Annotated in this window: 32 protein-coding genes; 19 read left to right on the forward strand and 13 right to left on the reverse strand. The window is 65.9% G+C overall.

Annotation, left to right across the window (positions count from 1 at the left end; translation table 11 throughout):
- Positions 1 to 89: 89 nt before the first annotated feature.
- The 3 genes from ABH915_RS11590 to ABH915_RS11600 all read right to left on the reverse strand — a co-directional run bounded on the left by ABH915_RS11590 (position 90) and on the right by ABH915_RS11600 (position 1,888).
- Positions 90 to 857: an SDR family NAD(P)-dependent oxidoreductase gene (locus ABH915_RS11590; protein ID WP_370121326.1), complete on the reverse strand. Its 768-nt coding sequence runs from the start codon at positions 855 to 857 to the stop codon at positions 90 to 92.
- A 152-nt stretch (positions 858 to 1,009) separates the two neighbouring features.
- Positions 1,010 to 1,444, reverse strand: coding sequence for an SRPBCC family protein (locus tag ABH915_RS11595; RefSeq protein ID WP_370121329.1), 435 nt, complete (start codon positions 1,442 to 1,444; stop codon positions 1,010 to 1,012).
- Positions 1,445 to 1,525: 81 nt separating this feature from the next.
- Positions 1,526 to 1,888 carry an ArsR/SmtB family transcription factor gene (locus tag ABH915_RS11600; RefSeq protein WP_370121332.1) on the reverse strand — a complete coding sequence of 121 codons (363 nt, stop codon included), beginning with the start codon at positions 1,886 to 1,888 and terminating at the stop codon, positions 1,526 to 1,528.
- A gap of 421 nt (positions 1,889 to 2,309) precedes the next feature.
- On the opposite strand from ABH915_RS11600, the gene ABH915_RS11605 reads away from it, so the two are divergent.
- The 13 genes from ABH915_RS11605 (at position 2,310) to ABH915_RS11665 (ending at position 11,440) form a co-directional block, all read left to right on the forward strand.
- On the forward strand, positions 2,310 to 2,696 hold the full coding sequence (locus ABH915_RS11605; protein ID WP_370124993.1) for a hypothetical protein: 387 nt from the start codon (positions 2,310 to 2,312) through the stop codon (positions 2,694 to 2,696).
- Positions 2,697 to 2,748: 52 nt separating this feature from the next.
- A complete protein-coding gene (locus ABH915_RS11610; protein ID WP_370121335.1) occupies positions 2,749 to 3,426 on the forward strand; it encodes a PAS and ANTAR domain-containing protein in 678 nt (225 codons plus the stop codon).
- 158 nt (positions 3,427 to 3,584) lie between these two features.
- Positions 3,585 to 4,202, forward strand: a complete 618-nt coding sequence (locus ABH915_RS11615; protein WP_018772833.1) for a TetR/AcrR family transcriptional regulator — start codon at positions 3,585 to 3,587, stop codon at positions 4,200 to 4,202.
- Positions 4,203 to 4,362: 160 nt separating this feature from the next.
- Positions 4,363 to 4,830: a TIGR03086 family metal-binding protein gene (locus ABH915_RS11620; RefSeq protein WP_370121338.1), complete on the forward strand. Its 468-nt coding sequence runs from the start codon at positions 4,363 to 4,365 to the stop codon at positions 4,828 to 4,830.
- A 122-nt stretch (positions 4,831 to 4,952) separates the two neighbouring features.
- Complete coding sequence (locus ABH915_RS11625; protein ID WP_018772836.1) at positions 4,953 to 5,255, forward strand: DUF4193 domain-containing protein; 303 nt, start codon at positions 4,953 to 4,955, stop codon at positions 5,253 to 5,255.
- A gap of 94 nt (positions 5,256 to 5,349) precedes the next feature.
- Positions 5,350 to 6,102, forward strand: a complete 753-nt coding sequence (locus tag ABH915_RS11630) for a lytic transglycosylase domain-containing protein (protein ID WP_370121341.1) — start codon at positions 5,350 to 5,352, stop codon at positions 6,100 to 6,102.
- A gap of 112 nt (positions 6,103 to 6,214) precedes the next feature.
- Positions 6,215 to 6,793 (forward strand): histidine phosphatase family protein, encoded by a 579-nt coding sequence (locus tag ABH915_RS11635; RefSeq protein ID WP_370121343.1) that lies wholly within the window; start codon positions 6,215 to 6,217, stop codon positions 6,791 to 6,793.
- Positions 6,794 to 6,852: 59 nt separating this feature from the next.
- On the forward strand, positions 6,853 to 7,587 hold the full coding sequence (locus ABH915_RS11640; protein ID WP_370121346.1) for a DNA alkylation repair protein: 735 nt from the start codon (positions 6,853 to 6,855) through the stop codon (positions 7,585 to 7,587).
- 98 nt (positions 7,588 to 7,685) lie between these two features.
- Positions 7,686 to 8,174 carry a hypothetical protein gene (locus ABH915_RS11645; protein ID WP_018772840.1) on the forward strand — a complete coding sequence of 163 codons (489 nt, stop codon included), beginning with the start codon at positions 7,686 to 7,688 and terminating at the stop codon, positions 8,172 to 8,174.
- An 83-nt stretch (positions 8,175 to 8,257) separates the two neighbouring features.
- On the forward strand, positions 8,258 to 9,103 hold the full coding sequence (locus ABH915_RS11650; RefSeq protein ID WP_370121349.1) for a DUF4097 domain-containing protein: 846 nt from the start codon (positions 8,258 to 8,260) through the stop codon (positions 9,101 to 9,103).
- A 32-nt stretch (positions 9,104 to 9,135) separates the two neighbouring features.
- Positions 9,136 to 10,080 (forward strand): ATP-binding cassette domain-containing protein, encoded by a 945-nt coding sequence (locus ABH915_RS11655; RefSeq protein ID WP_370121351.1) that lies wholly within the window; start codon positions 9,136 to 9,138, stop codon positions 10,078 to 10,080.
- Positions 10,077 to 10,913, forward strand: a complete 837-nt coding sequence (locus ABH915_RS11660) for an ABC transporter permease (RefSeq protein WP_370121354.1) — start codon at positions 10,077 to 10,079, stop codon at positions 10,911 to 10,913. Before ABH915_RS11655 ends, ABH915_RS11660 begins: the two co-directional genes overlap by 4 nt.
- 326 nt (positions 10,914 to 11,239) lie before the next feature.
- Positions 11,240 to 11,440 (forward strand): hypothetical protein, encoded by a 201-nt coding sequence (locus ABH915_RS11665; protein ID WP_370121357.1) that lies wholly within the window; start codon positions 11,240 to 11,242, stop codon positions 11,438 to 11,440.
- A gap of 118 nt (positions 11,441 to 11,558) precedes the next feature.
- Here the strand turns inward: ABH915_RS11665 and ABH915_RS11670 are convergent, their stop codons facing one another.
- From ABH915_RS11670 to ABH915_RS11705, 8 genes are all read right to left on the reverse strand, one after another.
- Entirely contained in the window at positions 11,559 to 11,807 is a 249-nt protein-coding gene (locus tag ABH915_RS11670; RefSeq protein ID WP_370121360.1) for a hypothetical protein, read from the reverse strand.
- Positions 11,808 to 12,275: 468 nt separating this feature from the next.
- Complete coding sequence (locus ABH915_RS11675) at positions 12,276 to 13,214, reverse strand: NmrA family NAD(P)-binding protein (RefSeq protein ID WP_370121363.1); 939 nt, start codon at positions 13,212 to 13,214, stop codon at positions 12,276 to 12,278.
- A 137-nt stretch (positions 13,215 to 13,351) separates the two neighbouring features.
- Positions 13,352 to 13,732 (reverse strand): hypothetical protein, encoded by a 381-nt coding sequence (locus ABH915_RS11680; RefSeq protein ID WP_370121366.1) that lies wholly within the window; start codon positions 13,730 to 13,732, stop codon positions 13,352 to 13,354.
- A gap of 6 nt (positions 13,733 to 13,738) precedes the next feature.
- Entirely contained in the window at positions 13,739 to 14,059 is a 321-nt protein-coding gene (locus ABH915_RS11685) for a hypothetical protein (RefSeq protein WP_370121369.1), read from the reverse strand.
- Positions 14,060 to 14,099: 40 nt separating this feature from the next.
- Positions 14,100 to 15,398: a Y-family DNA polymerase gene (locus tag ABH915_RS11690; protein WP_370121372.1), complete on the reverse strand. Its 1,299-nt coding sequence runs from the start codon at positions 15,396 to 15,398 to the stop codon at positions 14,100 to 14,102.
- An 8-nt stretch (positions 15,399 to 15,406) separates the two neighbouring features.
- Entirely contained in the window at positions 15,407 to 15,838 is a 432-nt protein-coding gene (locus tag ABH915_RS11695; protein WP_026266320.1) for a LexA family transcriptional regulator, read from the reverse strand.
- Positions 15,839 to 15,985: 147 nt separating this feature from the next.
- A complete protein-coding gene (locus ABH915_RS11700) occupies positions 15,986 to 16,576 on the reverse strand; it encodes a dihydrofolate reductase family protein (protein ID WP_370121375.1) in 591 nt (196 codons plus the stop codon).
- A 99-nt stretch (positions 16,577 to 16,675) separates the two neighbouring features.
- The gene (locus ABH915_RS11705) at positions 16,676 to 17,119 is read right to left on the reverse strand and encodes a VOC family protein (protein ID WP_370121378.1); all 444 of its coding nucleotides are present in this window, start codon (positions 17,117 to 17,119) and stop codon (positions 16,676 to 16,678) included.
- Positions 17,120 to 17,213: 94 nt separating this feature from the next.
- Between ABH915_RS11705 and ABH915_RS11710 the strand changes: the two genes are divergently transcribed.
- From ABH915_RS11710 to ABH915_RS11720, 3 genes are all read left to right on the forward strand, one after another.
- Positions 17,214 to 19,145 carry a glycoside hydrolase family 15 protein gene (locus ABH915_RS11710; protein WP_370121381.1) on the forward strand — a complete coding sequence of 644 codons (1,932 nt, stop codon included), beginning with the start codon at positions 17,214 to 17,216 and terminating at the stop codon, positions 19,143 to 19,145.
- 325 nt (positions 19,146 to 19,470) lie between these two features.
- On the forward strand, positions 19,471 to 20,055 hold the full coding sequence (locus ABH915_RS11715; RefSeq protein WP_370121384.1) for a hypothetical protein: 585 nt from the start codon (positions 19,471 to 19,473) through the stop codon (positions 20,053 to 20,055).
- 171 nt (positions 20,056 to 20,226) lie between these two features.
- Positions 20,227 to 20,685, forward strand: coding sequence for a T6SS immunity protein Tdi1 domain-containing protein (locus ABH915_RS11720; RefSeq protein ID WP_370121386.1), 459 nt, complete (start codon positions 20,227 to 20,229; stop codon positions 20,683 to 20,685).
- Positions 20,686 to 20,915: 230 nt separating this feature from the next.
- Here the strand turns inward: ABH915_RS11720 and ABH915_RS11725 are convergent, their stop codons facing one another.
- Positions 20,916 to 21,503: a hypothetical protein gene (locus ABH915_RS11725; RefSeq protein WP_370121388.1), complete on the reverse strand. Its 588-nt coding sequence runs from the start codon at positions 21,501 to 21,503 to the stop codon at positions 20,916 to 20,918.
- A 243-nt stretch (positions 21,504 to 21,746) separates the two neighbouring features.
- Here ABH915_RS11725 and ABH915_RS11730 point away from each other — a divergent pair, with 243 nt between their 5' ends.
- Positions 21,747 to 21,875, forward strand: coding sequence for a hypothetical protein (locus tag ABH915_RS11730; RefSeq protein ID WP_370121391.1), 129 nt, complete (start codon positions 21,747 to 21,749; stop codon positions 21,873 to 21,875).
- A 482-nt stretch (positions 21,876 to 22,357) separates the two neighbouring features.
- On the opposite strand, the gene ABH915_RS11735 is transcribed toward ABH915_RS11730, so the two are convergent.
- Positions 22,358 to 22,795: a VOC family protein gene (locus tag ABH915_RS11735; protein ID WP_370121394.1), complete on the reverse strand. Its 438-nt coding sequence runs from the start codon at positions 22,793 to 22,795 to the stop codon at positions 22,358 to 22,360.
- 107 nt (positions 22,796 to 22,902) lie between these two features.
- Here ABH915_RS11735 and ABH915_RS11740 point away from each other — a divergent pair, with 107 nt between their 5' ends.
- Positions 22,903 to 23,469, forward strand: coding sequence for a dihydrofolate reductase family protein (locus ABH915_RS11740; protein ID WP_370121397.1), 567 nt, complete (start codon positions 22,903 to 22,905; stop codon positions 23,467 to 23,469).
- Between the two features lie 85 nt (positions 23,470 to 23,554).
- A complete protein-coding gene (locus ABH915_RS11745; RefSeq protein ID WP_370121399.1) occupies positions 23,555 to 24,217 on the forward strand; it encodes a hypothetical protein in 663 nt (220 codons plus the stop codon).
- The last annotated feature ends 2 nt before the right edge of the window (positions 24,218 to 24,219 follow it).

Below are 24,219 nucleotides of genomic sequence, written 5' to 3' on the forward strand. Positions count from 1 at the left end.
GACGGGCTGGGGGAACACTTCGTGCCACCAGGCCGGCCGGCAGGGACTGCCTGTCCGGGAATGCCGGTGGTTCGGGTCGACGCTTCGCTTCAGAAGAGCGTGATGCCGGTGAGTTCGGCGAGTTTGCTGGTGAGCTTGTCCTGGAAATCGGCGTCGTTGACCTCCGGGGCCGGCTTCCGTGGCCGGCGGTGGTGCCAGTACATTCCAGAGACCTGCGCGGCGGGGTCACCGCTGACGGCGAGCCAGCCCTGGGTGTCCTGGCCCATGGCGAGGTCGGCGGGGGCACCGGCACCTCCCATCTTGGTGGGCACCCAACCGGGGTCAACGGAGTTGCTGAGCACGTTGGTCCAGTGCCGGGCGACGGACGCGGAGAGCGCGGATACGTAGAGCTTGCTCTCGGAGTAGGCCGCGCTGGCGTTCCAGCTCCGTCGGGTCCAATCGATGTCCTGGAGGTTTCCGCTGGCCGCGTGGTGCATCCCGCTGCTGAGGTAGATGAGGCGGTGGGGCCGCTCGATCAGGGCGGTCAAAATGTAAGGGGCTAGAACGTTGACGGCCAGGGTGCGGGAGTGTCCCTCCGGGGTCGCGACGCGCCCTGGCGAGAGGTAGACGCCGGCGTTGTGGATGACCGCGTCCATCCGCCCGTGAGCGTTCACCTGAGCGGCCAGCTCCCGGGTTTCGGAAGCCCTGCTGAGGTCACCGATCACGATGCCGATGCCTTGCCGTGCGAGTTCGTCGACGGCGGCGGCGCGCTCCTTGGAGCGGGCGTGCAGCAGGACCTCGTCGCCGCCGTTCAGGAGCGTCCGGGCGGTGGCGAGGCCGAGTCCGTCGGTCGAGCCGGTGATGAAAATGCGCGCCATGGGGATGGTCCTTTAGGTGGTTCGGGAAGCCGACAGGCCGGCGGGGGATACGAACGACGGCGCCGCTCACCTCGCGAGGTGACGGGCGCCGTCGTCGTCAGATCCCGACGTCGAACCGGCCGGTCGACGGACCGGCACCCGGTCGCCTGCGTCTAGGCGGATTCGAGAACGTTCTTGAGATTGGTCAACTGCGCGACTTCGGCATTCATGGTGCGGACAATCACCGGGCCCACTAGTTTCATGAGTCCCTTGGGCTCCAGGTCCAGGGTGAAGCGAACAGTCGTTCCGCCCGGCGCTTCACTGAGCCGGTACGCACCGGCCGGCCGGGCGGGGCCGGCCGCGACCTGGAAGCCCAGATGCTTTCCGGGGTCCGCCGCGGTGATTTCGTAGTCCCCGACGATCGGCCGGCCGCCGGGACCCGAGAGGGTCTGGCTGTACACGGCCCCGAGGTCCCCGGATGTTCCACTCTTCAGTGTTATGTCCTGAACCCCCGAGCGCCATGCGCGGTTGTTCAGCCCATCCGCGAGGAACGCATAGACGTCCTCGGGTGAACGGTTGATGGTCGTCTCGTTCTCGGCGTGAGCCATTCATACCCCTACTGGTTCTAGTCCGGATGCTTCCAGACCGGTCGATCGATGTTGTCCATACAGTACGGCGTGCGCCGGCATCTAGCGGACTGCCTCTTCCGGCTCTTCAGCCATTGGGCTCAGAGTCAAACGGGTGGTGACGAGGAGGGAGCCGAGCAGGGATCGGGCGGCCGCGAGCAGGACATTAACCTCCGGGCTGGCCAGTTCATAGAACAACCTGCCCTCGCGGCGAGAGGGCACAATCAGGCGCTGGCGGCGGAGCAGGCTCAAATGTTGGGAGAGGTTCGATGGCTCAAGGCCCGTGTTGTCGCGCAGTCTGCTTACGGCAACTGGTCCGTCGGCGAGCATTTCCAGCAACTGGATCCGGGCAGGGTGACCCATGGCCTTGAACAGTTCTGCCTTCACATCGGTCAGGACCGGACTTGCGGGAAGATCATCCGGCATCGGGACTTCCCTCCTTCACTTTCAAATATTCTGAACCGCGCGTCTGTGCGGACTCCGCCGTCAGGAAAACTAGCACGTGCAAGACAGAAAAGTCTGTCTCGCACAGCCCTGATTTCGTAAGTCCGCTTACATATCGTAGCGCCGGACCAATGCCGTGTCGTCGCCGCCGCCAGACAGAGTGGTACCTCTTGCGCAGGCGACATGCATAGTTCAGACTTTCATGAATTCATCAATTCGATCCGGCCGGTACGTGTGACTGGCATCGTTCGGGTGGATTCAGGCTGTTCCCGGTGACAACGGCGTCGCCGGGAGCAATCGGGTCCCGGCTGCCCAGGAGGGTTCTATGACAGGCATGTTCGAACTGTTCACCGATTCCGACACTTCCTACCGATTTCGACTTACTGCCCCGGACGGGACCGTCATGGCCCTCTCCAAGCCCTTTCCTGACCTGCCATCGGCTGTGGCCGGGATCGCGGCAGTTCGGGAGTATGCCGGCATGGGGCTGGTCGCGGAAATTCCCGCACCGCGAGATGACGCGAAGCTCCAGTCCGCGGCCTCAGGCACTCCCATGCAGCCCGGCGCGCAGAGGCGCGGAGTCCACGATGCGCGCGTAACGAGCCCGCGCGGCCGGGCGAGGCTAGCCCGGGACGGGGCGCCGAGATCCCTTGAAGGGCCGCCGCGCCTCCGCATCCCGTCCGCAGCGCGCTTCTTGGGCAGTCGCGCTGTGACCCGGAACCAGCAGCTGATCGTGCGGTGGCGGCAGGCACTGGAGACGCGGACCGCACAGGTTGGGCTCGGCTCATGCTGACCGCAACCCGGGGCCGGGCGCCCGCCGACGGGCCGGGCAGGCGGGCCTGGCCATGACGGAGTTGAAGGCGTTGCAGGCTTACTCCAGCGCGCTGGTTGCCGAGCACTGCCTCGCCGGGACCTTTCGCTATGACGTGGTCGCGGGGGAGCTGCAGTGGTCCGAGCAGATTTACCAGATCCACGGCTACCACCGGGGCGAGGTGGTGCCCACGGTGGGCGTCCTGATGCAGCACGTGCATCCTGAAGACCGGAAGCAGTGCAGGGAAATTTTTGAGGATGTGTGCCGTGGCGGAGGGTTTTTTGCCACTTACCATCGTCTCTTCGACGCACGCCGGCGCGAACGCCGCGTCCTGACGGCGGGGGAGGGGGTGCCGGACAGTGACGGGAAGGTCTTGTTCGTCGACGGGTTCATCTTGGACCTCACCAGGACAGTTCAACTTGAAACAGACCGGTCCGCCCGCGAGGCTGTCGCCGGCGCCATCGGCACCCGAGGCCTTATCGAACAGGCCAAGGGCATCCTGATGGGAATACTCCATATCGGTTCCGACGACGCCTTCGCACGGCTTTCCGCCTACAGCCAGCACCACAACATCAAGTTGGCCCACACGGCGTCGGCGATCGTCCGCCTGGCTAACAGCACGCACGAAGCCGCGACCCTCCGCAGCTTCGTCCACGCATTGGACAGTCGTTTCTCGCAACGCCGCGAAAGCGACCGGGTTCTCCATCCTTAGGGGAAACTGGGGCGCCGGCGGGTCCAAGCACCGGTCCGCCGGCGTCGTACCGGCGTCGCACGGGCCGGAAACGCCGGGGGGGAATCCGCCGGAGACTGATAGCACACTCCGAGGCAGACCGGTCTGTACGCCTCGGTCCGGTGTAAAATTTTTTTATCATGACTGTCAACGACGCCGAGGGTCCTACGCTGCTGCCCGCCACAGCCATGGCCGGACGCGACGAGCCGGTGGACCGTATTCTCGCCACCGCCTATGAGTTGTTCTCCCGCCGCGGTATCCGCGATGTAGGGGTCAATGAGCTGATCAGCAGTTCAGGGGTCTCGAAGGCAACCTTCTACCGGCACTTTCCGTCCAAGGACGCCCTGGTGCTGGCCTTCCTGGAACTCCGCGACCAGGTGTGGACCGTTGACCTGATCGTGGCCGAGGCCAGCCGGCGGGGCAACACACCCGAGGAGAGGCTGCTCGCCGTCTTTGACGTGTTCGGGGACTGGTTCCAGCGCGAGGATTTCGAGGCGTGCTCGTTTATCAACGTGCTGCTGGAGATGGGCGCCGGGCATCCGCTGGGCAAGGCGAGTATCGATTACCTCAGCCGTATCCGCGGGCATATCCAGGCCCTGGCCGAGGAGGCCGGGCTGGACCGCCCCGAGGAATTTGCCCGGTCCTGGCACATCCTGATGAAGGGCTCCATCATTTCCGCCACCGAGGGGGACGCGCTGGCCTCTAAACGCGCCCAGCAGATGGCGCGATGGCTCATTGAGCACCACCGGGGCCTCTAGCCGCTGCGCCCTGGGATTCCCCGCCTTCGTTGCCGGCTTCTGATCCGGCTCGCGCCCTAGCGTCCTGAGAAGCCGCTCCGAAAACCGCTGCGCCATGCCCAGGCCGCGGCCCCCCAGGAGCGGCGATTTCCGATCACTGACCCCTTCGTCCGCTGAGCACTTGCAGAATGCGTTAGCCGCCACTAATTTCACCGCCCACGAATTGCTGGAGCACCTGGCCGGTTCGCTGAAGCATGTCGGCGGCGCGCTGGGCGCGGACGTGAGCGACGACGCCGGGGCGGGCCCGGAAGTTCGCATCGCCAAACTCGCGCAGGCCACCCTGGAGGCGTTCGGCCGCCGCGGCGTCGAAGGCACCATCGACATGGGCTTCGCCGAACTGCCCGCGACCGTCGTCGCCGGGATCGTCAACCTCGAGCTGCTCGTCCACGCGTGGGACTTCGCGAAGGCCACCGGTCAGGAACTCGTCGCCGCTGACGTCGTCACGGATCACGTTGAGGCCCTGGCCCTGGTGACCATCTCGGACCAGGTCCGGGCCAGCGGCAGCTTCGCCGCTGCCCAGCCGGTCGCGGAATCCGCGAGCAGCCTGGAACGCCTGATCGCGTTCACCGGCCGGACCGTCACCGTCTGACGTCGAAGCGGTCCCGCGACTCCTCTCGGCCTGAAGGACTTGGTTCACATGAGGCACTGACGCGCGCAATGGTGTACGTTGGCTTCCCGTCAGAACTAAACACAGGAATGAGAGTCACCCCCGTGGCAACCGATTACGACGAAGTCCGATCCGACGTCAAGGAGTCGCAGGATAATTCGCTGCAGGCGCTGCAGTCTGCCAACGCCCCGGATGCCCGCAGCGTTGTCCGTGAGCTGGATGAAGCTGACGCGTTTGACGATGCGATCAGCCCCGGCGGGGAAATTGTCGCCGAGGAACTCGTCGTGCAGGTCATCCCGCAGGCGCAGGACGAATTCACCTGCTACTCCTGTTTCCTGGTCCGGCACCGGTCCCAGGTTGCACGCGAAAAGAACGGCCACGCTTACTGCGTCGAATGTGAAGGCTAGGGCCGTGGCCTCCCGCGTGACCGGCGCCGGCGCGGTTTCCCGCGCCGCGCTGGACCGGCGGGCCGGCATCGTCCACGGCCGGCCCGCTTAGTCAATGCTCCGTCTTAAACGCCTTGCCGTGCTGGGCCTGTTTGTATTTTGCGTCATCACCGGGTTCTTGTTTTGGGCCTTCCGATTCTCCGGCGCGGAGACCCGCGTCGCCCTGCCCGCACCGCCGCGGGCGGAGGCGAAACTCGAATCTCTGTCCGCCGGCATCACCTCCGCCGTCAACATCACGCGGAGCGCGGACGCCGAGTGGCTCACCCATGCCGCCGCGCAGACCGGCATCCCTGCCCGGGCCCTCCAGGCCTACGTGGCTGCGGCCGGTGCGGCCAACGAAGCCGCTCCTGCGTGCGGAATCGGTTGGAATACGGTGGCAGCGGTGGGCTTCGTCGAATCCGGCCACGGAACGTACGGCGGCGGCAGCCTGACCGCCACAGGCCAGGTGAGCGGGCCCATCGTCGGCCCGAGCCTCAACGGCAACGGCTTCGCCGCGATCCCTGATACGGACGCCGGCGCCCTGGACGGCGACGCCCGCTGGGACCACGCCGTCGGACCCATGCAGTTCATCCCCTCTACCTGGCAACTCGCAGGGCGGGACGGGAACGGCGACGGGACAGCCGACCCGTTCAACATCGACGACGCCGCGCTAAGCGCCGCCACGTACCTTTGCGCCCGCGGCGGTGACCTCAGCACCGCTGCGGGCTGGGCCGACGCCATCTACTCCTACAACCAGTCTGATCCGTACGTAGACCACGTACGCGACCGGGCCACTGCCTACGCCGCACAGTCGGGCCCCACGGAGTGACCCCACCTCGTCTCCGGCCGTCGGCTGCGGGGGAACTCCGGGCGGTCCGCCGTCGTGCTCGATCACGACGCCGAATCTCGGGAATGACAGCGGTCAGGGCAGAATGGAGAGCATGACCTCTACGACGTTTGCCCTCGTCCGCCATGGCCAGACGGACTGGAATGCGCAGCGCCGGCTGCAGGGAGCCACCGATATTCCACTGAACGACGTCGGCCGCGGCCAGGCGCGCGACGCCGTCGCCGTCCTGGCCGGCTTCGAATGGGACGCGATCGTGTCCTCACCGCTGAGCCGTGCCGCGGAAACCGCCGACCTCATCGCCGCAGGGCTTGGGCTCAGGGTGGCCCGGCGCGTGCCGGAACTCACCGAGCGCTTCTTCGGACCCGCGGAGGGCCTCCAGGCCGGTCCTGAACTGGAAGCACTGCGCATCCCCAATGGGTTCCGCGGCGCAGAAAGCGAGGACGAGGCCGCCGGCCGCGGGCTGGCCGCGCTGGAGGCGCTGGCCGAGGAGTTCCGTGGTCGCCGCGTCCTGGCGGTCGCCCACGGCACGCTCCTGCGCGTGAGTCTCAGCCGCGCCGTCGGCCGCACCCTGGAAAGCATCGACAACGCCGTGCTCAACCTGGCCCACCACCATGCCGTCGACGGCTGGCAGCTCGAATACTTCAACGGCAAGCAGGTCATGGCTGCCGTTTAGGGCTGCGGCTTTGGGCTGCCGCGTGTGGTCAGTGCCGCGCGCGGTCGAACCGCCGTCGTATGCTGAATCGCACAAGCAACGGACAGGAGGCCGAGGTGGCCCAGACGACGGAAACCGGGACGACGGTGGCCGAGGTGATGGCCGGCCTGGCCGACCTCGAGGATCCGAGGATCCGCGAGGTGAACGCCAGGCATGGCGACGACCACGGGGTGAACCTTGGCACGCTGCGGGCGTTCGCTAAGCGGCTGAAGACCCAGCAGGAGCTGGCATGTGAGCTGTGGGGGACCGGTGATACCGCGGCGCGGCTCCTGGCGCTCCTGATCTGCCGTCCGAAGGCGTTTGATCGTGATGAGTTGGACGTCATGTTGCGCCAGGCGGACACTCCCAAGGTGCAGGACTGGCTGGTCAACTATGTGGTGAAGAAGAACCCGCATGCCGAGGAGCTGCGCGTGGCCTGGTTCGCCGATCCGGACCCGGTGGTCGCAAGTGCCGGGTGGGCGCTGACCACGGACCGCGTGGCGAAGAAGCCGGAGGGCCTCGACCTTGCCGGACTGCTCGACACCATCGAGGCGCAGATGAAGGACGCCCCGGACCGCTTGCAGTGGGCGATGAACCACTGCCTGGCCCAGATCGGGATTGAGCACCCCGCACACCGCGCCCGCGCCATCGGCATCGGCGAGCGCCTGGAGGTGCTCAAGGATTACCCGACGCCCCCGAACTGCACCTCGCCGTTCGCGCCGATCTGGATCACCGAGATGGTGAAACGACAGGACGCCACAGCGGCGGCCGAGTAAGGGCTGTTGACCCGAATTCAGCCGCCGCACAAACCTGCGCGTCCTCGGTGACACCATAAACGCTTGACGTGACACCACGGTGGTGTCACTATGGTGGCATGGAACTCGGACAATACGTCAACGACCTACAGCGGCAGTTAGTGGATGCCGCGGAGAACGGCACGGAGGACACCCGCGCCGTCGCCGAGCGGCTCGCCGCCGGACTGGACGCCGCGACCCGGCTCGTGCTCCTCGACGTTCTGTCGGCCGCAGTCGGCGAGATCACCCGCGACCTCGCACCCGGATCGGTTGACATGCGGCTGCGCGGACGCGACGTCGAGTTCGTGGTGACCCAGCCGAACACGGAATCTGACAGTGACGAGCGGCCCGCCGCGCCGCTCGACCTCGACGACGCGAGCACCTCCCGCACGACGCTCCGTCTGCCGGATGCCCTCAAGACGCGGGTGGACGAGGCCGCGGCTGCTGACGGCCTGTCCGTCAACACCTGGCTGGTCCGTGCAGTTGCGGCGGCCCTGCAACCCAAGCAACGACGATCCGCCCAGCGCACGCTGCGCACCGGCGACAACTTCGCCGGCTGGGCCCGCTAGCCCGCTAGCCGGCTCACCCCACCACCCATCAACCACGCGGACCCGCGGGGTCGATCAAACACACCCAAAAGGAAGGCGCCAGCATGCCCACCTACGACACCCCCACCCCCATCGACCTCGCCATCAAGCTCCAGGTCGGCGCGATCGAAATCATCGCCTCTGACCGCGACGACACGGTTGTGACCGTCTCGCCGACCAACCCCGCGAAGGCGGTTGACTGCCGTGGCGCGGAGGAGACCAGGGTCGACGTCGACGGCCAGCGGCTCATCATCACCGGCCCCCGGCCCCGCATCAGCTGGATCGGACCAACCGAGTCGGTCGATGTGAAGGTCGAGCTGCCGGCCGGGTCACGGCTCACCGCCGAAATCGGGGTCGGCGGCGTGCGCACCGTCGGACGCCTCGGCGCAACCCGGATCAAGAGTTCGATGGGCCGCGTGGACCTCGACTCCACCGGCGACCTGTGGCTGCGCGCCTCGCACGGCAACGCCACCCTGGGCACCGCCGAGGGCGGGATCGAGATCACGGCCGACCACGGTCAGATCCGGATCGGCAAGGTCACCGGCGACGCGATCCTCAAGGCCTCGCACGGCACCATCCTGATCGGGGAGTCCGGCGGCGACCTTGAAGCGAAGCTCTCCTACGGCGACCTCGAGATCACGAAGGCACTCGGCTCCGTGGCGGCGAAGACCGCCTACGGCAGCATCCAGCTCGCAGAGGTCTCGAGTGGTTCCATCCAGGTCGAGAGCGGCTTCGGCCAGGTCACCATCGGCGTGCGGCCCGGCGTTCCCGCCTGGCTCGACCTCTCCTCGAAGGAGGGGCACGTCCGCAACCAGCTCGACAGCGACCGCGCGCCCGGCGAGTCTGAACAGACCGTCGCAGTGCGTGCCCGCACCCAGCACGGCGACATCAGCATCCAGCGCGCCCACTGACTCCGGGCCACCGACAGAAGGGAACGAAGCACATGAACACGCCAGCAATCGAAGTCCGCGGGCTGCGGAAGTCCTATGGCACAAAGGCCGTGCTCGACGACGTCGACCTCACCGTGGGCGCGGGCACCGTCACCGCACTGCTCGGCCCGAACGGCGCCGGCAAGACGACGACCGTGCACATCCTGTCCACCCTGGTGCGGCCCGACGGCGGCACGGCACTCGTGAACGGGCGCGACGTCGTGCGCGACCCCGACGGGGTCCGCGCCGCGATCGGCCTGACCGGCCAGTTCTCCGCCGTCGATAAGCTGCTCACCGGCGAGGAGAACCTCCTGCTGGTGGCCCGGCTGCGCCATCTCGGGGCGAAGCGCTCCAAGACCCGGGCGGCCGAGCTGCTGGAGCAGTTCGACCTCGTCGAGGCCGCCCGCAAGCCGCTCGCCACCTACTCGGGTGGGATGCAGCGCCGCCTCGACCTCGCCATGACCCTCGTCTCGGCGCCCAGCGTCATCTTCCTGGACGAGCCCACCACGGGCCTGGACCCGCGCAGCCGCCACACCATGTGGGACATCGTGCGCAGCCTGGTGGCGGACGGCACCACCGTGCTGCTCACCACCCAGTACCTGGACGAGGCGGACGAGCTCGCGGACCGCATTGCGGTGCTCGACGGCGGCCGACTCGTCGCCGAGGGGACGCCGGACGAGCTCAAGCGCCTGGTGCCCGGCGGACACATCCGGCTCCGGTTCGCCGATGCCGCGCGGCTCGACGCCGCGTCCCGGCTGCTCGGCGAGTCAGCCCGCGATGACGCCGGGCTCTCGCTCACCGTGCCGAGCGACGGCGGTGTCGGTTCGCTGCGCACCGTGCTGGACCGCCTCGACACGGCCAACCTGGAGGTCGACGACCTCAGCATCCACACCCCCGACCTCGATGATGTGTTCTTCGCGCTCACCGGCCGGGTCGAGACGAAGGGAACCGAATCATGACCACCATCACCGCCAAGCGCCAGACGGCCTCGGGCACCCGCCAGCAATCACACGTCCTTGCCGACTCGGTCACGATGCTGCGCCGCAACCTGCTGCACATGCTGCGCTATCCGGGCCTGTCGGTGTTCACCATCGTGGGGCCGGTAGTCCTGCTGCTGTTTTTCGTGTTCGTGTTCGGCGGCACGCTCGGGGCCGGCCTGCCCGGCGCGGACCCGGCCGGCGGGCGGCAGGCGTATGTCGCGTACGTCATGCCGGGCATCCTGCTGCTGACCATTGCAGGCAGCGCCGGCGGCATCGCGACGACCGTGTCGATGGACATGAGCGAGGGCATCACCGCGCGGTTCCGGACGATGGCGATCTCGCGGGCCGCGGTGCTCGCCGGGCACGTGCTTGGCAATACCATCCAGGCGATCATCGCCGTCGTGCTCGTGCTCGGCGTCGGCCTCCTGATTGGCTTCCGGCCGACCGCCGGGTTTGTCGAATGGATCTCCGCCGCCGGTCTGATCGTGCTCATCGCGTACGCGATCAGCTGGCTCGGGGTGGCCATGGGCATGCAGGCGAAGTCGGCCGAGACCGCCAGCAACCTGCCCCTCGTGCTGACGTTCCTGCCCTTCCTCAGCAGCGGCTTTGTGCCGACCGAGTCGATGCCGGAGTGGCTGCAGTGGTTCGCGCAGTACCAGCCGTTCACACCGTTCATCGAGGCCATCCGCGGACTGCTGCTCGGCACCCCGCTCGGCTGGAGCCCGGTGCTGGCAATCGGGTGGTGTGTCGTGATCGTGGTCGCCGGGTATGCCTGGTCGATGGCGATCTACGAGCGCAAGTCGGTGCGCTGAGCCAAGGCTGCACCCGGTCCGTGCGGGCGGTCGCGAGCGCATCGCGGCCGCCCGTCCTGTGGCGGTCAATACTGCGACACGGTGCGCTGCTAAATCCCGCAAGTGTCGACGGCGCAGCGCACCTCGGGATGATGTGGGTTCCGGTTTATTCAGTGGACCCGCCGTTGACCGGCCCGATGATGTGTAGCTTCCGCACGAGATCAGCCAGGATCTCCGGGCATCTCGTTGCCGGTCCCGGCGTTGCCATTTGTCACGACCGTGCGGCGGCGCCCATGAGGCTGTTCAGCAGTCCGGAGGGCTCACGGGCTGAAGCGCCCTGGTTGCAGATGACTGATGATGAGCTGCTGGCCCACCTGCCGGAAATCGCCGCCGTCGCCTCCCAGGTCGAAGAGCGACTGAACGCCTGGGTCGGGACCGCGCGTCAACGGCGCATCAGCTGGGCGCGCATTGGCGCGGCTCTGGGCATGACCCGGCAATCGGCGTGGGAACGCTTTCAGTCCCCGCCGCCCACAACCGCCCGAGGCTGACGCACCTGGGGGCGAGGCCGGGTGCCGGCATCTCCTTCGCTTCCGCCGCTGTCTTGGACCACGTGAATGAACGTCTCAATCTGGCCAGAGCCCAGCGCCCTCAGACGGAACTGAGGAATCAGCCGGCCTCGTAAGGGGTGCGGAAGAGAGTGATTCCCCATTCCGGGTTATGCAGCACGATTCCAGCCTCCCGCTGTGCGAACTGAAGCGGAGCCTGAAGGTACCGTTTCATCCGCGCCTGTTCCTGGTCCCATGGGAAGCTGCAGGTGCCCAGAAAACTTTTCAGTGTCCCGGGATCCGGCGTGATCGTTTCGCCGGCAATATTGACCCTGACCGCATACGAAGCACAGGGGATGCGCACGGTCATTAACGTGCGGCCGCCAGCGCTGCCGAACCGTATCGCGTAATCGCCGGAGCTCGCGCCCGGGCCACTGGACACAGAAGCGGGCACCATGGAACCGGATGTGAAGTAATGGCACTCCAGCGCTCCCTTGGCCAGGGCGTTCCCTGCACGCTGTGGCAGACAGTCATCTACACCCTGCCCGGGGGCTGGCGGAATCGGCGGAACCGGGGCGAAGGTCGTGCCGGGCGACAGTCCGGCGCCCGTCGACGGTGCGGCCGTGGCGGCGGGCGGCTTGGTGACCGCTTGTTCTCCGGCCGACGTGCTAAGTGGGGGAGTAGACACGCAGGCCGCGGTTAGTGCGACGACGGCGAGGCACGCTAGGGACAGCAGTGTCGGCGTCGTGCGTATTCCATTACGGGCGGGTCCCCCGGGCGCGGCCATGATCCGAACACTAGGGGTTTGGGGTTTGTCCGTGCAACAAGCTCCCGTCGGCTAGGCGACCGGGGCCGATGAGCTCTGCAGCTGGTGCTGGTCCAGGACGTCCCGGGCGGTGGTCCACGTCCGGCTGCCGTACCGGTCGTTGCTGACGTAGTTCAGGGTCGCGTCGCCGCTGAACATGCTGGCGAAGTACTGCATGCCCTGCCACGGCGGGAAGGGCTTGTCGGAGGCCGGCGTGAGGGCTTTGACTGCCCGGCTCATTGCAGTCAAGGAACCGACGCTGCCCGCGTAGAGGAGCCGGAATTGCGTTCCGGTCAGCTCGGACATGGTGGCTGCCAGGGTCCTTGCCGTGACCTGGTCTCCGGCGATCTGGAGAACGCGGGGCGCCCGCTCGTCGAGGGCGGCGGCGGCGGTGTAGGCGGCCGTGTCGTCCTTCGTGGTGAAGTCGAGCACCTGATCGGGGTCGGACCAGAAGAGCACCCGGCGCCGGGAGAACAGGATCATGGGTGCCTGCCCGGAGAGCATGTCGGTGAAGGCGCCGTTGAGGATGGACGTGGCCCGGATTTCGGTGGCGTCCAGTCGCTGTGCGAAGTCTCGGCGGAACTGCAAGTTCCGGTTGCTTCGGGGGCTGATTCCACGGTAGTCGATGGAGAAATCGGAAGGGATGAAGCGCGGTACGCCCACCGCGGCCGCCGCCTCCAGCAAGCGCGATTGGGCGTCGAAAATTGCGCTGTCCAGGCCGTTGATCGCGGAGACTACGCAGTCAACATCCGCGCAGGCCCTTCGGAGGCCCGCCGGATCGTCGTAGCCCGTCTGGATCACTTCGACGCCCTGGGCGCGGAGCTGCGCAATCCGCTCCGTACTGGTCCCTGGCCGTGTGAGGACCCGAACGGTGGCCCCCAGGGCAGCCAAATTCCGAAGGATACGCCCGCCGAGATCGCCGGTGGCGCCGGCAAGAAGGACGGTGCCCGGAGGGGGAGTCGCCGGAATCATGTTGGCACCTCAAGTGACGTTGGGCGGAAAGGGATAGTGGGCTAAAGACTACCAACGGCAGGGCAGCTGCGATTCCGGGGCGTGACTCAAACCATCCCCGAGCCGGAATGATCCGTTGCACGTCAGTTGCCGGCCCCCTAACTCCAGCGGTGGGATTCCAGCGCGCGAAGCAGGGGAGCGGGGTCACTTTTCAGGTGGTCAACGGGGCGGGACCCGCCGAGTTCCCGCGAGGGGGTGATCATCCAGGCCGTGAAGTAGTTGTGCGGAACCTTCAATTCCAGCGCGCGCCGGAAAAGGTCGACGACCGTCGGGTGGAGGTGGCCGCCGGCGATGAATTGGAATCCCGGGCAGAACGTGCCGTCGTCGATGAAGACGCGGACGAGCTGCTGCATTACGGGCTCGGGGTCGTCCATCAGTTGGTCGAGGCGGCGGCGGACCTGTTCCAGGGTGGGCAGCGTGAATTCTGCCCTGATCCCTGCCCAGGTCTGGTCGTTGATCGGCTGACGGTTCAGTGCCACCGGTGCCTAGCCGCCGTCGCTGATGTCGTCCAGGACCCACTGGACGGAGCGCGGATTCCGGCGCAGCGTGAAGGTGCGCAGCGCCGAATTCGACCCCAGCCGGGCCTCGACGCGCCAGTATTCGCTACCGGCCAGGTTGGCGCCGCCAGCAGCGGCCGAGCGTCGGGTGGCCTGCCGGGGGTCGCCGCCGATCCAGTGCCGGGACTCGGTGGCGGGATCGACAATCCAGATCAGTCCGTCGTGCCGGATGGCGAGGGGCTTGCCTGCCGGGTCGAGCCGGACTTGAAGGTCAAAGGTTCGTGCGGGGTTTTCGGTACTGAGGGTCATGGGGGTCTTTCGTGGTGCGGTGCTGCGGGGTGAGGTGGTGTTAGGCGGCTTTGACGAGGGGGAGTTCGTCCCAGTGGGTGGTGTAGCGGGGGGAGAGCATGTCCCGTTTCATGGTCCAGTCCGGCCCACCCCGTATGCCGGCGTGGCCGAGGCCGATGGAGCCGCGCCCGTACCGGCGGGTCACGTCTTCCAGGATGGTTCCGATGCGGCGTTCCTCGTGCGGGTTTTCGAACAGGGCCAGCGGCGCCTGGTTGCCGGTGGGGCGCAGGTCGGTGACCATGATGCCTGCCCGGGCGTACTTGATGCCTTCGTGGATGTGGGGGAGGAGTGCGTGGGCGGCCCGGGTGAGCAGGACGGGATCGGCGGTGGGCATCGGCAGCGGCACGCACACCGACGGGTAGGAAGTGTCGTTCGGGTTGAAGTGCGAGGTGCCGGCGAAGGCGGTGAGGACCTTGGCCTGGAGGCCGTGTTTGGCCAGCCGTGCCGAGGCCTGCTGGCCGTAGACGCTCATAACCTGCCGCATGCCGGCGGCGGTGGTGATGGGGGTGGCGAAGGAGCGCGAGAAGATGAGCTGGTCCCGGCCGATCCGTTCTTCCTCCATCGGGATGCACGGGGTGCCCTGCAGTTCCAGGACGGTGCGCATCATGACCACGGAGAGGCGGTCCCGGATCATCACAGGATCGGCCCGGGCCAGGTCAAGGATGGAATGGAGCCCTAGGGCGTTGAGGCGTTTGGTCAGCCGCGTCGCGACGCCCCAGATTTCGATTACGGACAGCCGGCCCATGAGCGCTTCCCGGGCGGCGGCGGGTACGGAGTCCCAGTAGCAGACGCCGTCGAAGGCGGGGTTGTGCTTGGCCCATTTGTTGGCCAGTTTCGCCAGGGTCTTGGTCCCTGCGATCCCGACGCAGACCGGAACCCCGACGTTCCGCCGCACGGCTGCCTTCATGGTCTGGCCCAGGGCCAGCAGGTCCGTCGGGGTGCCTTTGACGCCGAGGAAGGCCTCGTCGATGCTGTAGACCTCCAGCCAGGCGCTGTAGCGGCCGAGCAGTTCCATCACCCGGGCGCTGATGTCCCCATAGAGCTCGTAGTTGCTGGACAGCGCAACGAGCCCCCATTCCCGGGCCCGCGGGGCGAGTTTGAACCACGGCTCACCCAGGGTGATGCCGAGGGCCTTGGCTTCCGGGGACCGGGTGACGGCGCAGCCGTCGTTGTTGGACAGGACGACGACGGGCCGGCCTTCGAGGGACGGGTCGAATGCCCGCTCGGCCGAGGCGTAGAAGCAGTTCACGTCCACGTGCGCGATCTGCGGCATCCGCCGCATCGGGGCGGGTTTAGACATGGTGTGCCTCAAACATGGTGCAGGCAGCGGGTCGCGACGCCCCAGATGACCAGATCTGACAAGGATGGCACCCGGATGTCCGGGTACGCCGGATTCTCCGCCTGCAGCACGACGCCGGCGGCCGTGATCCGGAGCCGCTTGATGGTCAATTCCCCGTCCAGGACGGCGATGACTACGGACCCGTCCTTGGGCTCCAGGGCCCTGTTCACGATCAGTTCATCGCCGTCGCTGATGCCGGCGCGTTCCATCGAGTCTCCGGAGACCCGCACGACGTAGGTGCTGGTGATGTCCTTGATCAGGTGCTCGTTCAGGTCGATCCGCCCATCAAAGTAATCCTGCGCCGGCGAGGGGTACCCGGCCGCGACGGGGACCGGCGAGATCAGCACCGACAACAACGACATGCCCGCATCTATCACGCGGGGACCGACAACAACGCCCACAACACACCCTTATTCGAATATATGTTCGATACATTCAGTGTAGCCGGATGGGCCGACAAAAGATGGACTCTGCCGTTCTGCCCCACTACCCGTGCGACGGCGCCGCGGCGTCCGCCGAGTGTCGCCCGAGGGCTCAGGGTCAGCTTGTCAGCGGATTACGCGATAACGCACGTGGGTGACGAGGCTGGAACCGCTCACGTCCGTCGGCTCAAGCTTGAGGTCCGTCACGCCGTCCAGCAGCCGTTCGCCCGCACCCAGGACTATGGGCGCAATGTGGAGCCGCAGCTCGTCGATCAGCCCCGCCGAAAGGAATTGTCGGGCGGTCTGCGCTCCGCCGGCTATGGCCACGTCCTTGCTGCCAGCGGCCTTCCGCGCCTGGGCAAGCGCCGATTCGATCCCATCGGCCACGAAGTTGAACGTGGTGCCGCCCTCCATCTCCAGGGGCTCGCGGGGGTGATGGGTAAGAACGAACACAGGTGCGTGATAGGGCGGTTCATCTCCCCACCATCCCCGCCATTGCTCATCCCATGCCCCGGGACCGGCGTACATGTTCCGGCCCATGATGTAGGCGCCGGCCGCGAGGATGCCTTCGAGCTCGGCTGCGTTGGACTCGGCTTCCTCGAACATCCACCTGTGCAGGCGCTCCCCGCCCTCACCCAGGGGTTCCGTCATGCTTTGGTTCGGACCGGCGAGGAATCCGTCGAGGGAGATGGTCAGATCGCACGTGACTCGGCTCATGCGCCCATCATGTCACCACTCGGAGGGGCACCGACAAGACCTATCTGGCAGGCATACCAGCCGGTTTGGAAGACTCCGGTTTGCGTGGGTGAGGGCAGGTCAGCCGATCCGCTCGGCCAGCGACACGATGATCCCCTCCGGACCGCGCACATAGGCCATGCGCCAGATTTGCTCGTACTGACCGATGTCGCCGACCAGCCCGTAGCCGTCCGCGGCCAGCCGGTCGACGACCGCCTGGAGGTCGTCGACCTCGAAGGCCACGTTGCGCAGCCCCAGCTCATTGGCCATTGCCGCGGGCGATCCAGGCCGGTGGTCGGGCCGGACAAAGCTCGAAAGCTCCAGCCGGGTACCTCCGTCGGGCGCCCGCATCATTACGATCTCGGTACGGGAGCCGGGGATGCCGATGACCGTGTCGAGGAATTCGCCCTCGACGAACATCGGCGTGCCCTCGACCTCGAGGCCCAGCCCGACGAAGAACGCCGTCACCTCTTTGAGATCGGCAACGGTGATGCCAACATGATCGAAACGCCGTAAATGTGACATGAGGTCCAACCTCCGTTGTTCGTCTTGTCGATCCATCCGAATGACGGAGCCGGCAGGGATTCTCAACTTACTCTGAGGGGAACATACTGGGGTGGTGAGGATCGACGCCCGGTCAGGGGCAGAGGGGAGGCGGCGGCCCGGGACCGGCACGAGTCCGTATCCGCCGATCGCCGACTATGGGTTTTTGTCTGACTGTGAGGCCAACTGCTTGATTGCATCGAGCGGGCAGGTCGAGTGGATGTGCGTGCCGCGTCACGACTCACCGAGTGTGTTCTCGACTATCCTCGACCGCGCCGCGGGTGGCTTCAAGGTGGCGCCGTACGGCGTCCGGGAGCCCACTGCGCGCCGCTACCTCCCCGGCAGCTTGATCCTGGAGACCACCTGGCAGACCAGGACGGGCTGGCTGATCGTGAGGGATGCCCTGGTGATGGGTCCGTGGCACCACACCGACGAGAGGGCCGGCCGGTACCGCCGCCCGCCGACGAACTACGAGGCCGAGCATTGCCTGCTGCGCACCGTCCGGTGCGTCAACGGTGCGGTTGAGCTGTCCGTGCTGTGCGAGCCGGTCTTCAGCTACGGCCGGCGCCGGGCACGGTGGGATTTCTCCGGTCCCGGATACGGAGAGGCCGTGACCGTCAGCGGCGATGAGGGGGATCCGGTGCTGCGTCTGACTACCGACCGCCGGCTGGGCATCGAGGACTCCATCGTGGTCATCCGCAGCCGGATGACCGAGGGCGAGCAGGCTTTTGTCGCGCTCTCCTGGGGGTCGCTGCCCCCGCCGCGGACGTGGGAAGAAGCCACGCGCAAGCAGTGGCAGACCACTGAGTTCTGGAGGCAATGGATCACCGGGGGCGAGTTCCCCGACCACCCATGGCGGGAGCAGTTGCAGCGAAGCGCGCTGACGTTGAAGGGCCTCACCTACGCACCGACTGGGGCTCTGGTCGCGGCGCCCACCACCTCGCTGCCCGAGACGCCCGGGGGAGAGCGGAACTGGGACTACCGGTACACGTGGGTGCGCGATTCCACGTTCGCGCTCTGGGCCCTCTACACCCTCGGCCTGGACCGGGAAGCCGACGACTTCTTCGCTTTCATCCGCGACGTCGCCGCCGAGGACGACCTGCAGATCATGTACGGCATCGACGGCGAAAGGGACCTTCCCGAGGTTACAGTCGAGGGACTCGGCGGCTACGACGGCGCCCGCCCCGTCCGGATCGGCAACGCGGCCGCCCACCAGCGCCAGCTCGACGTCTGGGGCACGATGCTGGACTCCGTCTACCTCCACGCCAAATCCCGTGATCAGCTTCCCGAGCCGCTCTGGCCCGTCCTGCTCCGCCAGGTCGAGCAAGCCGCTGCCCACTGGCGGGACCCCGACAACGGCATCTGGGAGGTCCGTGGCGAACCGAAGCACTTCACCTCCTCCAAGCTCATGTGCTGGGTCGCCCTGGATCGTGGTGCCCGGCTGGCGCGCCTGCACGGTCAGGCTGATTACGCCCGAAAGTGGGACGCCATCGCAACAGAGATTCATGAGGACATGTGCCGCAATGGTGTCGACGACCGAGGCGTGTTCGTCCAGTCCTACGGCACAACAAACCTCGATGCCTCGCTTCTCCTTGTTCCGCTCGTCCGATTCCTGCCCGCCAACGATCCACGCGTGTGCGCCACGGTCTTGGCCATCGCCGATGAACTCACCCGGGACGGACTCGTCCTTCGCTACCGCACCGAGCAGACCGACGACGGTCTCACCGGCGACGAAGAGACCTTTACGACCTGCTCGTTCTGGCTCGTCTCAGCCCTGGTCGAGATCGGAGAGGTGGTACGCGCCAAGGCACTGTGCGAACGTCTGCTGTCTCTTGCCAGTCCCTTGGGCCTCTACGCTGAGGAGCTGGATCCGGTGAGCGGCCGTCACCTCGGCAACTTCCCACAGGCGTTCACCCACCTGGCCCTCATCAACGCGCTCGTGCACCTCATCCGCGCCGAAGAAGCCACCCGCGCGGCGCAGTTCGCCCCGGCCCACCGCACGCCTTGATACGTAGACGAAGGCCAAGGTTCGGATTTCGGGCTTAAGCTTCCACGGGAAGCCGCACTGACTCGGGTCCGAACCCGGCGATGTAGACAGGGGCGGCGACTTGCGTATGGTCTTGCTGCCGAATGCGCGGCAAGCGTTGGGGGATGGTGGACAATCGATCTTCATGGGGTCTGAAAACTGGGTCGAGCGATACCGAAGAGGCGACCGGGAGCGTGTCTGGTCCGAACTGCGACGTCTAGGACCCGCCGTCGGTGATCCTGCTGTTCGGGATGAGGCGCAGGCCGTGTGCGATCAGATGGCCCTTAGGGCGCGGTCCAACATTGAGGTGCTCGTCGAACGCCTCACGTCGCAGGGATTTAGGTTTCATTCCAACGATGGGCTGCGCGTCCCGGTCGTTCCGTTCCGTCCGGCGACACCTGCGGCGCCGCGACTGGTTTCCTGGCTGGAAGCGGAGTTCGGCCCTATCCCTCTTGCCCTTTCGTCCTGGATCCGCCTCGTCGGTGACGTGTGGCTGGTTGGTACCCACCCGGAGTGGAGCGAGTCGTCGTACGCGGACCCGTTGGTCATCGAGTTGGAGGGTACGAGATTTCCTCAAGAATCCATGGCTGGGTTCTTTGCCGCGGAGTACGAGGCGTGGGAAGAAGAGGTATCAGATGACCCGCAGGTCGGTTCATTCGTGCTTCCAGCCGCGCCAGATCGGTTACATAAGGCAAACGTGAGCGGCGGCGATTCGTATGGGCTCAGGCTCCCGGACGGAGGCATCGACGGAATCTTTGTCACGGAGGCCGAAATGCCCTTTGTGTCGTATCTCAACATGGCGTTCGAGAGCGGAGGCTTCCCCGCAGAAACGGCCGGGGGAGGGCGGGCGCGAGTCAGGAAGTCACTCGCGGAGGGCTTGTTGGCGCTCTGAATCGAGCGGATTTCTCTTTGTGACTCACAAATTTGCCATCAATCTGACTTGTCCTCAAATACAACCCACTGGCGCTATTGCGATCAAGTTCGGGCGTCTTTGATATCGAATAGCGCCCAACTTCCGGGAATGTCGCACGTGGGAAGCGAGTGTCTCCGCTAATGTCACGTTATGCAACCTCTTCGTCGATTCCCGCCGGCTCTCTATGCCGATGCTCTCGAGTCCTGGACGTTCCTCGATCTTGCCGACAAGCGTCCGCTTTTCACTTCGCCGTTCGGTGACGTGTTCTTTCAGACGGAGAGCGGATTCTGGTTCCTCGACGTCATTGCCGGCGAACTTACTCGTCTGTGGTCGAGCGAGGGTGACCTGAGCGCGGTACTGAACTCGCGCGAGGGGCAAGACGACTACCTCATGATCGGTTTGGCCCACCAGGCAGAGAACGCGGGTCTCCAACCGGGCGAGGCCGAGATCTACGGTTTTCGCATACCACCAGTTCTCGGAGGTCCGACCGAACTTAGCAACGTCGAGTTAGGCGATTTCGTCGTGACCCTGAACATTGCTGGCCAGATTCACAATCAGGTCCGAACTCTTCCGCCCGGAACACCGATCAGCGGAATATCCCTGGCCTAAAGGTGGAGTACGTAGCACATTGGCTGCGTGGCTTGAATGGTCGGGGGAGAGGGGCGCCTGATGCATCAGATTCCACAATTGAAGCTTATGGAGACTTATGGCTCACACACGGTGCGTCGCGTACTGATCAGACTCGAGCTATTGACTGTGCAGCACAACGATCGGTGACGGACTTCTTCCGTGGCGAGGCGTCGGATCAGGCGCTCAATATTGGGCGTAGCTGCCATTCATTAGCGTCCGGCCGCGCCTTGCTCGAGGTCTCGAAGAGCTCCAGGAAGTGCGTAGACACTGTTGACGAAGCCTAGCTGTATGTCGAGATCGGGCCGAACCGTCCCTTGCCCAAGGCCCCAGACTTTCGTCCCCCTGCGTCGTATCCAGTCGGTCGTCCGGTTGACCCAGCGCTCATAATCCGTCGATATTGCTGCCATTGCGTCGGCCTGCGATCCGAGCTGGCTGACGCCTATGACGTCGGTTCCGATTTTGGCGGGGACCCAGAGAAGCACCGGGGAAGCATTTGAGTCCACCAAAGCTTCGTCCGGGGCAGGGCGCAACCGGTCCCAATTGAGCCTATTGAAGACGCCAGCTTTCGTAGGCTGATCCATCGCGCGGTCACCCGGGCGGGTCGGCAGTGGTGGGCCGAGGTCCCGGTTGGCTACCATCACTTGCGGGACGGCGAGGGCCTCGTCACGGCTGAGGGCATCCAGGGGACTTCGAACAACTGGCCACGGATGCAATGTGACCTTGTCCGGTTCTCCCAAGTAGTCGAGCAGCGTCGCCTGGTCCTCAAGGGTCGCGAAGTAGAAAGCGGCAGTTACCATGCTTGGTAGTCTCGCACGAGGTCGCTTCATAGTGCCCTGCCCAGGTGCGCTCACTGGATTAACGCGTCCATGCCTATCCAGACACCTGTACCGGGCAGTGCGTATCACCGGGTCCAAATCTGCAGATTCTGCGCTTGAATCACTTCTACTTGACATAATGTTGATTATCGGCGCTTGAATAGTCAGAGGTGGAGTGGCTGCCGAACTCCCGCATGAGATGAGTTTCAGTGGCATTGACGTCCGGTGGACATCGACGAAATTCCTGCCGGATTGCGGGCCGGTGAAAGGCAGACCAGCATCACGACGCGGCGTTCCTCCAGCAATGCCGAGGCGATGCTCTTTGCCTGGCTGAAGCATCCTGGGTATTGCTGAGTCAGTTTTCCGAACGTGAGTTCAGGGACACATTCCGAGCTGGATCAGCTTCGAGTGGAAAACTCCCAAGCGCACGATCAACAATGCTTTGTCGATCCAGCGCCGCGCTTTCACTGAGGCAGAGCTGCAGCGGCTTTCGACCATATCGAATGTCTCATCGACGGCGAGTTCGCTGCCGGCGGCAAGATCCTGCTGCGGCTGTTCCGCGCCCTGGCGGCATTCGCTGGTTTGGGACCCGGACGGCGGTCCGTTCTGACCATCCCCGACTGCCCCGGTGTCTCTCCCGGGCGACACAATCACCAACGGTTCCCCAGCGCAATGTCTTCAACACGGGGGCTGCACTGCTCGGAACCGTCCACGAGAACACGTAACTCGCGCTCGTAGCCATTACCGCGGAGGCGCTCGGCTACTCCCCCATCACCAGTGCTATGCGACGGATTCAGGGGGCTTTCACGTCGGGACACCGATGCCCTGAATGACGTTCAGCGGAGCTCCTCGACCAGCCCGATGATGATCCCGGCCGGTCCGCGGACATAGCAGTACCGGTAGATGTCCCCGTACTGCGCCACCTCCCCCACGAGTTCGGCACCGTGGGCGCGCAGGCGCTCGAGGACGTCGTCGACGGCGTCGACTGCGAACGTGAGGCGAGGGATGCCCGGTGTGTTGATCGGCGCCATCGGCGCCGGACTGGTGGCCACCGGCGTGTGGAACGTCGACAGCTCGACCCGGCCATGGCCGTCCGGTGTCCGCACGACGGCGAGGTCCGCTCGGACGCCGTCAAGGCCGACGAGCTGGTCCACCCATTCACCCTCGACCGCTGCCTCGCCCTCCAGTTCCAGGCCCAGTTCGACGAAGAACGCGATAGCGGCCGCGAGATCCTCGACCACAACTCCGACGTGATCCATCCTGTAAATCGTCATGCCCCACAGCTTAGGTGACCAAGGCTTGTCGCCGTAGGCCCGCACCGAGCCGCCCACCGCCGAAAAATGGGGCGCGTGGACCGCCCCGGCGGGCTACAGTTGGCGCCATGCGAAAGCTCATAGTCCAGCAGTGGGTTACCGTCGACAACATCGCCGCAGAGGAGGATGGCGGGCTCAGCTTCGTGTCGGGTGAGCCTTTTTCCGAGACCACCGACCCGGCGTTCAAGGCGAGCGTGATGGCGTTCATCGACTCGGTCGACACGATGATTCTGGGCGCGAATACCTACGCCCAGTCCAAGGATTACTGGCCGTACGCCGACGAACAGGGCGAATTTGGTCAGAAGCTGAACAACCTCACCAAGTTCGTCGCCTCATCGAAGCTGGATGACGCCCCCTGGGGCGATTTTCCCGCCGCGACCGTGACGCGTGACCCGGCCGCCACCATCCGGAAGCTCAAGGAGCAAGACGGCAAGGACCTCTGGCTGTGGGGAAGCATGAAACTCATGCACTCCCTGCTGGATGCCGGCGTTGTCGACGAAGTCCAAATGCGGGTCTGCCCGGTGGCACGCGGCAAGGGAACGCGCATTTTCGAGGATCGGCAGGACCTGGTGCTGGTCGAGGCCACGCCGTTCGAAAACGGCGTGGTCCTTCTGCGCTACGAGATCAAGAAATAGGCGGAAAGCCCGCCCCGGACGACGCCGTTTGTCGCGGGGGGCGCGCCTCCCCGCCCCGGCCTGACTGTCTACGCATGATAGGGGTATGACCGAAAAATCCCTGCGCGTCCTCTACTCGATCGGCCTGGGCATCATCATCGTGCTCTTCGTTGGCCTCGGCATCGCCACCTTCTATCCAGCCCCTGAACTGTCGTCGCTGGTGGGTCTCGACGCCGCGGCCCGGCAGGCAGCCATCGAGGCCCATCAGTCGGCGATGCACGACTACAACCGCAACGTCACCATTGCGGCGCTCGTCTCGGCCCTCGTGATCCTGGGGGCCAGCATCTGGACTGAATCGAGGAAGCCACTGTTCGCCGGAGGGTTCCTGATCGGCGGCCTGCTGACGCTCATCTACGGCCTCATGCGGGGCCTGACCTCCGGGGTGACCGCAGTCGCGTTCTTCTCCGTCGCCGTCGGCCTCTTCGTGGTGGTCTATCTCGGGCATCAGCGGTTCTTCTCCGCCCGGGCCGTCGAGGCCCGGGCAAAGTCACGGGCGGAGGCCGCCTACGCCCGGACACCCATGCAGCCGCAATACGCCCCGGTACAGCAGCCCCAGTGGCCGGCTCCGTCCCCCTACGCCCAGGGACAGCCCTACCCGCCTCAGCAGGGGCAGTATCCCCCGCAGAGTCAGTACCCGCCCCAAGCGCCGATGGCACAGCAGCCGTACCCGCCGTACCCGCCGGCGCCGGGAGAGCCCGGACCGCGCTAGCG

Source organism: Arthrobacter sp. MW3 TE3886, from assembly GCF_041262145.1.
Lineage (GTDB): Bacteria > Actinomycetota > Actinomycetes > Actinomycetales > Micrococcaceae > Arthrobacter.